General features: G+C 33.5%; 9 protein-coding genes. 5 read left to right on the forward strand and 4 right to left on the reverse strand.

What is annotated here, in order from left to right; all coding sequences use genetic code 11:
• Window positions 1–60: 60 nt before the first annotated feature.
• A complete protein-coding gene (locus WC223_07335; protein ID MFA6924052.1) occupies window positions 61–2,277 on the reverse strand; it encodes an OmpA family protein in 2,217 nt (738 codons plus the stop codon).
• A gap of 563 nt (window positions 2,278–2,840) precedes the next feature.
• Between WC223_07335 and WC223_07340 the strand changes: the two genes are divergently transcribed.
• Window positions 2,841–5,387, forward strand: a complete 2,547-nt coding sequence (locus WC223_07340) for an adenosylcobalamin-dependent ribonucleoside-diphosphate reductase (GenBank protein MFA6924053.1) — start codon at window positions 2,841–2,843, stop codon at window positions 5,385–5,387.
• A gap of 406 nt (window positions 5,388–5,793) precedes the next feature.
• On the opposite strand, the gene WC223_07345 is transcribed toward WC223_07340, so the two are convergent.
• A complete protein-coding gene (locus tag WC223_07345) occupies window positions 5,794–9,453 on the reverse strand; it encodes a T9SS type A sorting domain-containing protein (GenBank protein ID MFA6924054.1) in 3,660 nt (1,219 codons plus the stop codon).
• 230 nt (window positions 9,454–9,683) lie between these two features.
• Here WC223_07345 and WC223_07350 point away from each other — a divergent pair, with 230 nt between their 5' ends.
• The 4 genes from WC223_07350 to WC223_07365 are packed head-to-tail and all read left to right on the forward strand — an operon-like array spanning window position 9,684 to window position 15,079.
• Window positions 9,684–12,809, forward strand: a complete 3,126-nt coding sequence (locus WC223_07350) for a DUF2723 domain-containing protein (GenBank protein MFA6924055.1) — start codon at window positions 9,684–9,686, stop codon at window positions 12,807–12,809.
• Between the two features lie 24 nt (window positions 12,810–12,833).
• The gene (locus WC223_07355) at window positions 12,834–13,451 is read left to right on the forward strand and encodes a polysaccharide deacetylase family protein (protein ID MFA6924056.1); all 618 of its coding nucleotides are present in this window, start codon (window positions 12,834–12,836) and stop codon (window positions 13,449–13,451) included.
• Window positions 13,429–14,505, forward strand: a complete 1,077-nt coding sequence (locus tag WC223_07360) for an aminodeoxychorismate synthase component I (GenBank protein MFA6924057.1) — start codon at window positions 13,429–13,431, stop codon at window positions 14,503–14,505. The genes WC223_07355 and WC223_07360 overlap by 23 nt, the downstream gene beginning before the upstream one ends.
• Window positions 14,480–15,079: an aminotransferase class IV gene (locus WC223_07365; protein ID MFA6924058.1), complete on the forward strand. Its 600-nt coding sequence runs from the start codon at window positions 14,480–14,482 to the stop codon at window positions 15,077–15,079. The genes WC223_07360 and WC223_07365 overlap by 26 nt, the downstream gene beginning before the upstream one ends.
• A 21-nt stretch (window positions 15,080–15,100) precedes the next feature.
• Here WC223_07365 and WC223_07370 read toward each other — a convergent pair whose 3' ends face one another.
• On the reverse strand, window positions 15,101–15,313 hold the full coding sequence (locus tag WC223_07370; protein MFA6924059.1) for a DUF6485 family protein: 213 nt from the start codon (window positions 15,311–15,313) through the stop codon (window positions 15,101–15,103).
• 207 nt (window positions 15,314–15,520) lie between these two features.
• Window positions 15,521–16,357, reverse strand: a complete 837-nt coding sequence (gene lipA, locus WC223_07375) for a lipoyl synthase (protein MFA6924060.1) — start codon at window positions 16,355–16,357, stop codon at window positions 15,521–15,523.
• Window positions 16,358–16,375: the final 18 nt, after the last annotated feature.

Here is a 16,375-nt window from a genome sequence, read left to right on the forward strand (position 1 = left end):
CAAAAAACATCCTGCAATCACAGGATGTTTTATGTTTTATTTAATTTCACTAATACTTTTTTATTTTGGCTTAGTTGCGTCTTTATTAGGTTGCGGTGCCTGATTTGGTTTATTTGGCTGCGTTTGTTGCTGCTGATTTTGATTTGGCTGAGGATTCACTACATTATTAAATGGTGATTCCGTAGCAGTCGAATCAGTTACAACCTGTATTGTAGGAGCATTAATTACGCCTCCTTTTGCAACATAATTCTTTCCTATAATTTTAAATTCAGTTCTACGATTTAACTGGTGAGCTGCTTCTTGTTCGCCTTTATATTTAAGATTTTTGATAAATTTTTCGGTAAGCGCAGTTTTTGCCTTAAATACATAACTTTTGCCTGTAGTGTCAGTTATAATGATTGTTTTGTCCAAAACACGTGGTTTTCTTTTTCCGTAACCTTTGGCAACCATTCTGTCACCGGCAACTCCTTTTGTAATCAAATAATTTACTACTGACTGTGCACGCTTTAAAGATAATTCATCATTATAAGCATCTTTACCTCTAGCATCGGTATGAGATGATAATTCAATTACCAAGTTTTCATTATCTTTCATTGTTTGTTCAAGTCCATTCAACGAATCCTGATATTGTGGCAATAAATCCCATTTGTCAAATGCATAACGAATTTCTGGAAGTACTATAGGTTTTTCTGGAATTAATTGTAATACTAGGTCGAGTTTCAAATCGGTACTTTTTTGGAGTCCCACTGTAGATGCTTGCCCTGAGCTTTTTGCAAATTTCATGTGAGTTGGAACTTTTTCGCATGTCACGTTATAAGATGTGTTTTCTAAAATCTGCGTATTGTTAAAGCTGTATAATCCTGTTGCATCGGTTGTGTCAACGTAAACATTACCATCAGAACCACGTGCAATAACAATTGCTCCCATTAAAACTTTTTTAGTGCTATCTTCAGTAACAACACCCTTAAGAGTATATAAAAGTGGAGGTATTACAAATGTGTATATATCATCTAATCCTTTTCCACCTTCTCGGTTTGATGTTAAACATCCTTTCTTTTCAGATAGACCTTCAAAAATAATTCCGAAATCATTTGCTGAAGTATTAATCGGATATTTCATATTTTCTGGTTCGGTAAATGTTCCATCAGGTTTCGGTGTGGATTTGTAAATATCAAGTGCACCCATACCTACCAGTCCATTTGACGCAAAATATAAAGTTCCGTTTTCATGAACATAAGGGAACATTTCGTCTCCTGCTGTATTAATAGGAACACCCACATTTACGGCTTTTCCAAAAGGTTGATTTTTACTTTTTCGTTTGGCAATCCATATATCCTTGCCTCCTTTTCCACCAGGTAAGTTTGAAGCAAAGTATAATGTAAGTTCATCTTTTGTAATTGCAGGATGACCAATTGTTACGCCTGGTATAGTTGTATCGGGATTAAGGTTAACTAATTGCGGAAGGTCCCAGTTTGGACCTTGTTTTGAAGTAACATAAATATCACATCCCATTATTGCTTTTTTTCTTACACCGCAACGTGTAAAATATAATGTGTTCATGCTTTGATTCATGCATGTTGGTCCTTCGTTAGCTGATGAGTTAATTGGTTCGGGTAGTGGTACCGGTGAGCTCCATTTTCCTTTTTTGTCTTGTGTAACAATATATAAGTCGGAAAAACTTTCACCCGTGATATTATCAACAGCATTTCCTGTACTTGATTCTCTTGTAGAAGTAAAAATTAAAGTTTTATATTTCTTATCTGTAAAAGTAGGTGAAAAATCGTCATTTTTTGAATTAAATTCTTTCATGTTTTCTACTACAAAACGAGTTGGAGTTTGCTTCCACTTTTGTGCAAGCTCACAAGAAGTAATACCATTTGCTCCGCGCGGATCACTTGGAGCTTTTTGCTTGTAATTAGTATATTGTACTAATGCGTCGGCATATTTTTCATTTGATTTTAATGCATCAGCATAATAAAGAGTAGCTAAAGGGTCATCGAAATTCATTTTAACTACTTGTCCAAACCATACTTCAGCTTGTTTTGTGTCTTCTAATGCTCTGTAGCATAAAGATATTCTATACTTTATTCTTGCCTTTTCTGCTTTATTCTTTTTTATTTTATCATAAGCAGCTTTATATAAATCTATAGCTTCATAATATTGCTGCAACGAATATGCCGTATCAGCAAGTGCCGATTTACTTGGTTTCTGAGCTTTTAATCCGAAAGTTACCCCTATAATAAATAATAGGGTAAAAGTTAATTTTATTAATCTCATAAGTTATTAGTTTTATGTATATATTAAAAATTAAAGTTATTTTAAGTAAAAAAATTAAGCCGCTAAAGTAAATAAATATTTTAATAAAAAGAAAAATTATAAAAATTTAATGAATATATATTTTCAATAACTTTGCTTTTTAATGAAAAAATGTTGTATAAATACGAAAAAAAATCTTTTTTGTTACATCACGAAATTATAAGTTGCAGGCATTTTTCAAAAAATCCTCTAAATAATTTTTAACTTAATCAACAAAGGGTAGTTAATAAATATAAAATTATTGTTAATAATTTTATTTTAAGTAATAAATTTTTGAAATAAATGAATGTATATCTTAGTCGTCCCGTTTAAAAATTTCACAAATGATACGCAAGTAATTGATTTATAATAGTATATTAATAATGAATGAAACTATGGAACAAAATAAGAATTTGGATAAAGATAACAAAACCATTGATATAAACAAGGAACAGGGTTTCTATGATGAGCTTTTAGGGAAGAGGAATAGACCGAACTTATTCGATAATGATAAAACTACTGCAAATACAAATAAAAGTTCTGAAATGGCAAGCAAAAACTTACAATTTAAAACATTTACATACGAAGAAGCATTCGCAAAAACTACAGAATACTTTAAAGGAGATACTTTAGCTGCCAGTGTTTGGATAAATAAATATGCTTTGAAAGATTCTGAAAATAACTTATATGAGTCCACTCCTGATGAAATGCACCGGCGTCTTGCCAGAGAAATTACACGTGTTGAAAAAAAGTATCCTCTTCCAATGTCGGAAGATGAGGTATATGAACTTTTAAGAAATTTTAAATACATTGTTCCGCAAGGTGGACCAATGGCAGGTATTGGCAATAATTTTCAGATAGCTTCATTGTCAAATTGTTTTGTTATAGGAAACGAAGGTGGCTCGGATTCTTATGGCGGTATCATGAAAATTGACCAAGAACAAGTACAGCTTATGAAACGACGAGGAGGTGTAGGACATGATTTATCTCACATAAGACCAATGGGAAGTCCTGTAAAAAATAGTGCATTGACTTCTACCGGTATAGTTCCTTTCATGGAAAGATATTCCAATTCCACACGTGAAGTAGCTCAGGATGGAAGAAGAGGAGCATTAATGCTGAGTATTTCGGTAAGGCATCCTGATGTTGAAAAATTTATTGATGCCAAGCTTGAAGAAGGAAAAGTTACAGGAGCAAATATTTCGGTTAAGATTGACGATGAATTCATGAAAGCAGTTGTTGAAAATAAAAAATATTTGCAGAAATTTCCTGTTGATTCAGATAATCCAACAAAAACACAGGAAATTGATGCACGTCAGCTATGGAATAAAATAATACATAACGCATGGCGTTCTGCCGAGCCGGGAATTCTTTTCTGGGATACAATTATTAAAGAAGCCATTCCCGATTGTTATGCCGATATGGGTTTTAAAACGGTTTCTACAAATCCATGTGGTGAAATTCCATTATGTCCTTATGATAGCTGTCGTCTTATCGCATTAAATCTTTATAGCTATGTTGATAATCCATTTACTAAAGAAGCAAGCTTTGATTTTGAATTATTTATTAAACATGTAAAGGCATCACAAAGAATAATGGATGATATTATCGACCTTGAACTTGAAAAAATAGATACTATATTAAAGAAAATAGAAAATGACCCCGAAGTTGCCGAAGTAAAAAGAATAGAAGTAAATTTATGGAAAAACATAAAGAAAAAATGTATTGAAGGAAGAAGAACAGGAATAGGTATAACTGCTGAAGGTGATATGCTTGCTGCTTTGAGCTGCCGGTACGGAACCGATGAGGCAACAAGTTTTTCGGTTGAAGTTCATAAGTTGCTTGCAATCGAAGCATATCGTTCTTCTGTTGAATTGGCAAAACTCAGAGGTCGTTTTTTAATTTATAATGCCGAAAAAGAAAAAAATAATCCTTTCATACAGCGAATAAAAAATGCTGACCCACAACTTTATGATGACATGACAAGGTACGGACGCAGAAATATTGCATTGCTTACTGTTGCTCCAACTGGCAGCGTCAGCATTTGCACTCAAACAACATCGGGAATCGAACCTGTATTTAAAATTAATTATAAAAGAAGAAAAAAAGTAAATCCCAACGATAAAAATTCAAAAGTTGACTTTGTTGATGGTATTGGCGATACATGGGAAGAATATAATGTGTTTCATCCAAAATTTTTAAAATGGCTTAAAGTTAACGGATATAATGTTGATGAAGTTAAAAATTATAATGATGAAGAATTGAACCCGATAATAAAAAAATCTCCTTATTATAAGGCAACAGCCAATGATGTCGACTGGCTTGCCAAAGTTAAAATGCAGGGAATGATTCAAAAGTGGATTGACCATTCAATTAGTGTTACCGTTAACGTTCCGACAGAATTTACAGAAGAAATGGTAAGCAAAATATACACTACAGCATGGGAAAGCGGTTGTAAAGGAGTTACGATTTATCGTGAAGGTTCAAGGTCGGGAGTTTTGGTTAGCAACTCTCAAAGAGATGATGCAACCGGCGAATTTCAGGAAACAAAAGCCCCTCAAAGACCAAAGCGGCTTGAAGCAGAAATAGTGCGTTTCCAGAATGATTATGAAAAATGGGTGGCAGTTGTAGGATTGCTAAATAACAAACCTTATGAAATATTTACAGGTAAAGCCGAAGGATTTTATCTTCCTCCGGCAATAAATAAAGGATGGGTTATTAAAAATAAAGCCGAAAATGGCGAAACCAGATATGACTTTCAGTTTGAAGATAAAGACGGATATAAAATCACTATCGAAGGACTGTCGCGTTCATTTGATAAAGTATTCTGGAATTATGCCAAATTAATTTCAGGTATACTGCGCCACGGAATGCCATTGCCATTCGTTGCTGATATTGTAGGCAATCTTCATTTCGATAACGAATCTATAAATACTTGGAAAAACGGTGTGGTGCGTGCTTTGAAAAAATATATTCCTGACGGAACGGAAGCAGCAGAAAAAACATGCCCAAGCTGTGGTGACCCCGAAGGATTGGTTTATAAAGAAGGTTGCTTGAGCTGCAAAAGCTGCGATTATTCTAAGTGCGGGTAATTTATAAATAAAACTAATCCTCCAAAAGGATTCTGTGTTTCACAAAGTAACTCAAAGGATTTTTTTAAGACATCCTGTATACCATAAAATTATATTTTCGATTTTTTAATCCTATCGATAAAATATTCTGCTATTGGAGTTGACAATTTGTCTTTTTCCAACATTCGTTCAGGATGCCATTGAACCCCTAAAATAAAAGGATGTTGTAATTTATCTTTTAATTCAATTGCTTCAATTAACTTATCGGGTGAGAATGCAACTGCAATAAAATTTTTTGCAATTTTTTCTACTGCCTGATGATGGTGACTGTTGACATAACCACTGTCAACTTTGCAAATCTGATAAAGTGAAGATTTTTTATCGAGCCTCCTGCCAGTTCCAAGCTTCCAAAAAGTTTTTATCCTTATTATTTTACCACAAATTTACCATTGCCAATATATTCATCTTTGCAATAAACCTTATAAGTATAAATTCCGGGACTATAATTGTTATTAATAATATAAAATTTATTGTTTTTAAAATTATTTGTTTTCACCACTTCCTGTCCAAGTGAACTGTAAATAGTAAGAGTTAAGCCGGTCTTGTTTGTTTTGCTCAAATCAAGTACCGAAATATTTCCAACAGGATTAGGATAAACCAAACTTAAATTATTATTCTTTTGTTCGCTTATACCAACAGTATTATCAAAAACAAAACTCCATACATTCGACCATTGTGATATTCCGTTTATATACCTGTCACTTGCTCTTACACGCCAGTAGTATGTTCTGCCGTTTTTTATCAGATTAAAATTCGGCTGACTTTTAAGTTTCTTTTCAACATTCGGAGAGGTGACATCAAAAATATTGTCAACAATAATAAAAGGTCCGGTAATGCCCGGCATAGAATCAACTTCGAGGCGATAGAAAATTGTATCGCCCTGAGTGTCGGTTGAAAATTGCCAGTTTAAAAATGTTGAAGTGTCTGCACTGCAGCCGTTGCATGGATTAACCAATACCGGCTTTGCAGGTGCAGTGTTAGAGCCATTGTCAATGTATAACTTCCAGATTTGATTACTCATTTTGTAATTAACTGTTTTATCATAAGCTTTAACTTTCCAATAAATAATTTTATGACCGGTATATGGGAAAGGACTTGTGTTTTTTGGTAATGAAGTAACATTAGTATAAGTATAATTTGCTGAAGAAAAATCCGGTTTTTCCGACATCATAAGGTCCCAGTTTTTGAGAGTTTGATTAGGATCCATATCTCCGTTATTTTGCCACATAAAGTTCATATTCATCGGAGCTCCGCTTGTATTAAGAGATGAGCCATTAGCCGGAGAAATTAATCCAAATGTTTTGGGAGGGTCATCAATATGGTCCCATGTAAATCTTGCCCATCTGCTTGCAACGCTTGTATCTAATCCGTCGAATGAAAATACTTTCCACCAAAAACCGAAGTTATCGACATTTATTGTTGCTTTTAAAGTATCGTCAACTCCATCATGCCCTAATTCTGGTCTGTGCCAGCTGTATGGTGAACTGTAAAGAAAATCCAGATTTGTTGAATCAGTATAATTATCATAAATACTATCGGTATATAATTGCCAAAAATAATTTAAAGAATCTCCTTCCGGATCGGTTCCTTCAGAGAACCAGAACGGAACATTAGCTCTTGTTTCAATAACTGCAGAAATTCCATAATTATGTGAAGGTGAAGTTGGTTTCTGATTTATATGAAATGTTTTCATTGTCCAATCGGATGTATCGTTGGAAGAATTTTTTATTCTTACTCTTGTAATATAACTCATTCCGTTTGTAAGATTTGTTCCTGTGTAATTATAAAATGTATCGGTGCTTGCAATCCATCCAGATTCAAACGTTGGAGTGCCATACCAAGTGGAATTGTTCCACAATTGCAATTGATATTTTTGTTGTGTGCCTCTTTCGATATGCCATGTGAAATACGGCTTACCATTATTTTTTAATCTATATGTTGAAACAGCATTTGTAACATTCAGGTTTTTTACAGCAATAGCTGCAGGACTTGATTTTTCAGTAATCTTAATCATATCCCAGATAAATAAATCCGGAACAGTTATTTTAACTCTGCCCGTATCAACTTTTAAATTTCCAAGCAAAATACCTTCGGGGTTATCGGGATTGAAGATTGTTACACAAACAGAATCTTTTGTTTTTAGATTATCTTCTAATGCAAGTTTAACAATTTTGTTTGTAAGTGTATTATGTAAACGTGTTGTTAAGCTTACATCGCCATTTATTAAATGATATAACATCGTTTTTGTAACTGTATCCTGACTTCTGAAAATCATAACTTTTTGCGGAAGCGTAAATCTTATATTTTCTTTTGTAAGAACCGAATCAGCATATCTGCGTACTTTGCTTAAAATATTTGCAGCAATTGTTTCTTTAGGAGCATCGCCACAATTTCTATAACGAAAATATGTTTTTCCGTAACCATCGCTGGCATCAGCATCTTCTCTTACAAGAATAAATTTTCCGGAACCATAATTTGAAATTCTTGTAACTCCGTTAACAAGATTATACCATGTAATATTACTTCTTGTATTTCCGCTTTCATCCTGCGCACCTGTGTATCCGGGAGACAATTCTGTTCCAAAAACCATTAATTTTCCACCTTGGTTTACATAACTAAGAAGCACGCTAACCTGATTATTTGTCAATTTAATTGCTTCATGCAAAACAACCATTTTGTATTTTATAAGTTGACTTAATTTAAGAGAATCGGGCCAACCTAGGTTAGAACCTGCATTTACAACTTCGTACGAGCGACCTATATCCTGCATCAGAAGCTGAACACCTAAATTCGGGTCGGTCATTCCCCATGCACACACAGTAGTAGGCATTGCAAGTATAACACCAATTTCACCGACAGGATTCATTTTGTTTAACAAATCTCTTTGTCGCTGAATTAAATAAAAATATTTTGCATAAGCATCTCTTTCATATTCTTTTCCTGCAAACTCTGCCATACCTCCGCTTGCAAACGATTCAGCCACCATGTGCACATCAAATTCTTCGTTTTCGCAATTACATTCATTATCATCACTCGGAATACTCCAAATTAAATGACGCTTACCAATGCTTTGCATTAGCTTGTGAATTGTAGTGGTTGTACCCATTAAAGGATAACTGGCTCCGTATCCAAAATATTCGCCACAAACATCTCCCATTGTCAGAAGTCCGTGTTGTCCGCCTTTGCCAAAGCTTGAGTTATTGCCGATAATTCTGAATTCTCTGCCATATTTCGACATTGCATAATTTTTAACTGTATCCGAAAAGCTCTTCCATGATTGCTGAATCTGATGAAGCTTAAATAAAAGCCAATATTTTGAAAGCGGTGGATCTGATGTGCCATCATCGAAGCTGCAAGTAAAAGTTGTAATTCCTTTAACATCACGCAGCCATTTCCTGTAATCGAGAGTAGTCATATCTGTAATTCCTTCTGATGTCCAAACTGTGGACGAATAGTTTGCTATCATGTATGTTCTGAAAGCAGCTAAATCATCGGGGTCAAACGAATCAATAAATTCTGCACCTGCCATATCAAACTGTATTCCATCGGCACCGGCATCAATTCCACGTTTTACACAACGAGCAACAAAATCTCTGTATGCAGGTCGGTTAAAGCTTTTACCTCCGCATGCCACGGAACTGTCAAAACCAATACATGCGCCAAAACATGAATCGGTAATCAACGGGTCTGTTTTCATAAGTGAATCTACTGTTGTTTCCAAAACAGAAAATTCAAGGAACATATAATATTTCATTCCTCTTGCATGAAGCTCTGCGATTCCCGGAGCTAATTGCGCAACTTCCGTATCGTAATAAAATGAATATGAAGTTGCAACTGCATTATAACCTATAGTAGGAATTACAGGAAACAATCTGTCCGAGTTTGCCCTGTACGAGCCCTTTGGAAAATATGCATCCCAAATAGTTGCTGCTTGGGGCGATAAAGTTGGCACTTGCGAGTTAGAAACAAAAACAATTGCAAATTGTGCAATGAATAATAGTAGAATTTTTTTGTAAGTTTTTTTCATAAGCTTTCTGAATTTATCAATTAAACATATTGCTCAAATTTATTAAATATAAATTTATCAATAAACTAAATTTCTATATTTTACGTTAACTAATGTTATAATTAAATTTTATTTTTTGTATACAAACTATTTCCTTATTATTTATAATTTTTTAATAGTATACTTTTTGTTAACTTTTGAAAATAATTTATAAATTCGCAGTTAATTTAAATTTTAACATTAATAAATATATGGTTGAACAATTCAGAAAATTGAACAATATAACCGGTTGGTTTGTTTTTATTATTGCCAGTGCAGTTTATATTTTAACAAAAGAACCGACAGCGAGTTTTTGGGATTGCGGCGAATATATTGCCTGTTGCTATAAACTTGAAGTGGGGCATCCGCCGGGAGCACCCACATTTATGCTTGTCGGAAAATTATTTACTTTACTATCAAGTGGAAATGTAAAACTTGTTCCCGAGATGGTTAATATTATGTCAAATCTTGCAAGCGGTTTCACAATTTTGTTTTTGTTCTGGTCAATTACTGCTCTCGCAAAAAAAATTGCATTTAAAAATAATGAAATAACAAATGAAAAAATTTTTATAGTACTTGGCAGCGGCTTAGTTGGTGCTTTAGCTTATACTTTTTCGGATTCTTTCTGGTTTTCTGCTGTTGAAGGTGAAGTTTATGCTTCATCATCATTTTATACTGCAATAGTATTCTGGGCAATGCTTAAATGGGAACAGGTTGCCGATGAAAAAGGCGCCGACAGATGGTTGGTTCTTATTGCTTACCTTATTGGACTCTCTGTTGGAGTGCACCTTCTTAATCTTTTAACCATACCTGCATTAGCATATATTTATTATTTTAAAAAGTATAAACCCACAACAAAAGGTTTGATAATAACAGGTATTCTTTCAATTGTACTGCTTGGTTTGGTTCAAAGTGTTATTATTCCTCAGGTAGTAAATTTATTTGCAAAGGTTGAAATATTATTTGTAAATGCATTTCACTTACCATTTAATTCCGGAACTATATTTTTTGCAATTTTATTAATAGGATTAATTATTTGGGGACTTAATTATACTAAGAAAAAGAACAAAGTAAACTTAAACACAATAATACTATCTTTTGCATTTCTGTTAATAGGATATTCTACATTTCTTGTTTTAATAATCCGCTCAAATGCAGATACACCTATGGACGAAAATAACCCTGACAATGCGGTAAATTTATTATCATATTTGAACAGGGAGCAATATGGTGAAACTCCGGTTTCATACGGACCATATTTTGTTTTCAGTAAAGATGAGAATAATAATGACTTTCAGCCGCCTTATGACCAGGATAAACCATTTAAAGACGGCTCTCCGGTTTACGGAAAAGATGAAAAACTAGGAAAATATGTGGTAATAGATGATAGAAAAAATTCTATTCCAAATTATGCTCCTGAGTTCTGTACTTTTTTTCCAAGAATGTGGAACTTCGAAAAAGACCATGTCGAAGAATATAAAAAATGGGGAAATGTTAAAGGTGTGCCTGTTCAGATAACTGATAACAGCGGAGACCACACAGTTTACAAACCTACATTTATAAACAATCTTACTTATTTTTTCAATTATCAGATTGGCTGGATGTACTTCAGATATTTTATGTGGAATTTTGCAGGAAAGCAAAACGATATTCAAGGACATGGAGACCCAACTAACGGAAACTGGATTAGCGGAATAAGTTTAATTGATGATGCCCGTCTCGGCGACCAGAATAACTTGCCTCCTGAGCTCAAAAACAACAGAGGCAAAAATAAATTTTACATGCTTCCTTTTCTCCTCGGAATTATAGGTTTATTCTACCATTACAATAAGAATAAAAAAGATATGTTTATTGTATCTCTTCTGTTTCTTTTGACGGGACTGGCAATAATACTATATCTCAACCAATACCCGTTACAACCTCGTGAACGTGATTATGCTTATGTCGGCTCATTTTACGCATTTGCAATATGGATTGGATTAGGTGCAATGGCTATTTATGATTTCTTGTCTGAAAAAATCAAAGTAAATAAAACCATAATTGCAACAGCTACTACAACAGCTTGTCTTTTACTTGTTCCGACAATTATGGCAAAAGAAGGATGGAATGACCATGACCGCTCAAATAGATTTACAGTTATTGACTGGGCATCTAATTATTTGAACAGTTGTGATAAAAATGCAATAATATTTACAAACGGCGACAACGATACTTTCCCTCTTTGGTACGCTCAGGAAGTTGAAGGTGTTCGTACCGATGTGAGAGTTTGTAATTTAAGTTTACTTAATACCGGCTGGTATATCGACCAGATGAAACGTAAAGCTTACAATTCTGACCCGGTTCCTTTTTCTTTAACTGAAGAAAAATATCGGGAAAGTAATCGTGAATATATTTATATTATTGAAAACAAAAGTTTGCAGGGATATACCAACCTTAAAGACCTGATTGATTTTGTGGCAAGCGACGACCCGAGTACGAAATATCCTGCTCAGAGCCGACAGCTTGATTATTTTCCTACACGAAAATTTTATATTCCTGTTGATATAAATAATGTTATAAAAACCAATACAGTTAGTAAAGATAAAATCAAAGACATACTTCCTGCTATTGAATGGACTTACAATGAAAGAGGAATTATGAAAAGCCAGCTTATGGTGCTTGACCTTCTTGCCAATTTTAACTGGAAACGTCCTATATATTTTGCCATAACCACAGGGCACGAAAGCTATATTGACCTTGAAAAATATTTTCAGCTTGAAGGATTAGCATACCGCTTTATTCCTATTAAAGATACAGCTAACGAAGGAGGTCAGTCAGGTGTTGTCAATACAGAAATAATGTATAATAATGTTATGAATAAATTCAAATGGGGTAATATGAACAATCCTAAAGTTTATCTTGACGAAACCAATAGAAGGATGATAATGAATTTCAGAAGCAATTTCACGCGTCTGGCAGAAACATTAATAAAGGAAGGTTCAAAAGATTCGGCACTGGCTGTTTTGAAAAGGTGTGAAGAAGTTACGCCCGAAAATTGTGCTCCTTATGATTATTTCATGTCCCCCATAGGTGAACTTTATTATCAAATTGGGAAAAATGATAAAGGAAATTCTATTATTAAAAAAGTTGCTGATTATTATGACGGCTATTTGAAATATTATTTTTCTTTAAAACCTATTGATGCAAAATACATCGAGGATGATAAACAAAGAGCATTATCTGTGATGAACCGACTTGCGTCAATAGCAAAAATGTATAAACAGGATAAGCTGGCTAAAGAAATCGAAACGGTGTTTAGCAAATATTACAGCCAGTATCAGCAAAACACGAGCAAATAATTTGCGAAATTTAACTACATAAAAATGTATTATGTAAAATCACCGTTTTTAATTTCTCGTCTTTCGGGGAATAGTGTTGTTTGGAATATTCCGGTGAATAAAAAAAACGAAATTTACCTTACATTTGATGATGGTCCTATTCCTGAAGTAACTTATGAAGTTCTGAAAATACTTGCTCAGTATAATGCTAAAGCTACCTTTTTTTGTGTGGGGGAAAATGTTCAGAAGCATAGTGAAGTTTATAAATCAATTTTAAATGCCGGACATTCTGTGGGAAATCACACTTTTAATCACATAAGCGGATGGACTACACTTTCGAAAAAATATTTTGCCAACATACAAAAATGTGATGACCTGCTTCACACCCGTCTTTTTCGCCCTCCTTACGGAAAAATCCGTCCTTTGCAGGTTTTAAAGCTCAAAAAAAAATATTCAATTATTTTGTGGTCGGTATTGAGCGGCGATTTTGACAAAAAAATTTCTCCCGAAAAATGTCTTGATAATGTAATAAAGTATACAAAAAACGGCTCTATTGTTGTTTTTCACGACAGTTTGAAAGCCAAAAAAAATATGCTTTATGCTTTACCCAAATTTCTACACCATTATTCCGAAAAAGGATATGAATTCAAAGCTTTGGCTTGATAAAAAGTCAGATGCAATAAATCAAATGAACGAGTTTGGGAAAAATAAAATCCCTTTCTTTTTTATTATTGATTTCGAATTCTTAAATCCTTTAGTTTTTAAACTTGATGAAGTGTGGGCATCTGAAAATTCGTCTCCCTTCAGGGTTAGGGGTAAAGTGAATTTTCAGATATTAAAGCCACCATCTATAAAAAATAAAGAAATTCTTTTTGACATCAATGGGTTTAAGAATTACGAAAAAAAATTTTCTATTAACAAAAATATTATTTTTAAAAAATTTCCTATCAGTATTGAGCAATACGAAATTGCTTTTAATAAAATAATTGAAAACATTAATTACGGAAATTCATATCTTTTGAATCTCACACAACCCACAAAAATTGAAATTAATCTTTGTCTTAAAGAAATTTTTCTTCGCAGTAATGCCCGATATAAACTTTTATATAAGGATGAATTTGTTGTTTTTTCTCCCGAAATATTTATAAAAATTTCCAATAACCAGATTTCCTCATTTCCGATGAAAGGCACTATTGACGCATCAATTCCTGATGCCGAAAAAATTATTCTTAACGACAAAAAAGAACTTGCCGAACATTCCACTATTGTTGATTTGCTCCGCAACGACCTCAGTATTGTTGCAAAAAATGTAAGAGTTGAAAAATTCAGATATGTTGAAAAAATAAAAACCAATAATAAAGATTTGCTGCAAATAAGTTCAAAAATTACCGGACAACTTTCAGAAAATTTTAATGACACTCTCGGAAGCATTATTTTTTCACTACTTCCTGCCGGCTCAATAAGCGGAGCTCCGAAGAAAAAAACAATTGAAATTATTAAAGAAACCGAAAAATATGAAAGAGGTTATTATACCGGAATTTTTGGTTATTTCGATGGTCGTAACCTTGATAGTGGCGTTATGATACGATTTATTGAAAAAAACAATAACACTCTTTTTTATAAAAGCGGCGGTGGCATCACTGCATACAGCGATATGAAATCGGAATACAATGAATTAATTGATAAAGTTTATGTGCCAGTTACTGGAAACAATTAAAGTTTTAAATAAAGAATTTTGTAATATTAATTTTCACAACCAAAGGTTGAACAAATCAAGAAAAGATTTATTCAATTGCAGTGATTTTATTGAACTTGAAAAAAATATTTATATTCCCGGAAACCTTGCTCATGGCTTATACCGATGCAGAGTACTTTATAAAAAAGAAATTGAGAAAATAGAATTTATTTCCTATAAACCTAAAAAAATCGAGACACTTAAAATTGTTGTTTGTAATGAAATTAATTACAGTTACAAATTTGCTGACAGAAATTTATTTGAAAACCTCAAAAATAAATATCATGACTTTGATGATATTTTAATTGTAAAAAATAATTTTATCACCGACACTTCTTTCAGCAATATTGTTTTTTTTGATGGAAGTAAATGGCTCACTCCCTTTACTCCATTACTAAAAGGAACAAAAAGAGAAATTTTTTTACAGAAAAAAATAATTTTTGAAAAACAAATCTATCCCGATGATTTGAAGAAATTTCAAAAAGCATGTTTGCTCAATGCAATGCTCGATATTGATGAAAATAATTTTATTAGTATTGGGAACATTTATTTTTAATTTTTTTGTCATTTAGCAACTTTAAACCCTTTTCTTTCCTTGCTGCCATGCGGAAATAAATGTCTCAACTGAACGGTCGAGATTACGTTCAATTTCATCGTGGAAAAAACATGCAGGGAGTTCTCCTGCACGACGGTGAAAATGCAAGCAATCGCAGCAATTGCCTTTTCTGCTGCAAGGTTCGTGTGTACAATTGCAGTTAGTCATGTTTTTTTGTTGATTACAATTTCTCATTTGTATAAAATTTTAAGTGATGAATTAAAGTTGTTAAACTCTGTATTGAACCCTGCATAAAACCCTTGGAGAGTTCAATATAATAAGGGTACTTCTAAAAACTCGGATATCGAGGCGGACAAGAAATTCAAACCGGAGTTAACTTTCTGTTAATGAGGATTTGAATTTCGAAGTCCAACGATGAGAGGCGAGTTTTTAGAGGTGCTCTTAAATTTGTTTTTCGGCATGATATGATGACCTCACAAGCGGTCCGCTTTCCACAAATTCAAATCCTTTTTCATATCCGGCTTTTTTTATTTCCTCAAAGATATCGGGATGAATATATTCCGTAACAGGAAGATGATTTTTTGTGGGTTGCAGATATTGACCAACAGTGAAAATTTTACATTCTGCTTTTATCAAGTCATCCATTGTTTCCAGAATTTCTTCTTTTGTTTCTCCCAAGCCAACCATTATTCCTGATTTAGATTTAATTCCTGCATTTGAAATATTTTTTATCACATCTAAACTTCTTTCGTATATTGCCTGTTTCCTGACTTTTTTTGTCAAGATTTTTACCGTTTCAAGATTATGGGAAACGATGTCGGGCTTTGCATTCAATATTTTCTGAAGATTTTCAATTTTCCCCTGAAAATCGGGAATAAGAGTTTCAACTGTTGTATCAGGATTAAGTTTGCGTATTGCATCAACGGTTTCAGCCCATATTCCCGAGCCGCCATCTTCAAGGTCATCTCTGTCAACCGAAGTAATTACACAATGTTTAAGATCCATTAATTTAATTGCTTCAGCCACTCTTGCTGGTTCATCAAAATCAACATCATTTGGTTTGCCTGTTTTTACATTACAGAAACCACAGGAACGCGTGCATATATCGCCGAGAATCATAAAAGTTGCGTTGCCGGCAGCCCAGCATTCTCCAAGATTAGGACAATTGCCACTTTCACAAATCGTATGCAATTTGTGTTTCCATAAATAAAACTTTACTTGTGAATATTCTCTTGCTGAGGGCAGCTTAATTCTTAGCCAATCGGGTTTTTTTAACATAACTGTATTATCCAAACT

The sequence above is a fragment of the Bacteroidales bacterium genome (assembly GCA_041671145.1).
In the GTDB taxonomy this organism is placed as follows: domain Bacteria; phylum Bacteroidota; class Bacteroidia; order Bacteroidales; family JAHJDW01; genus JAQUPB01.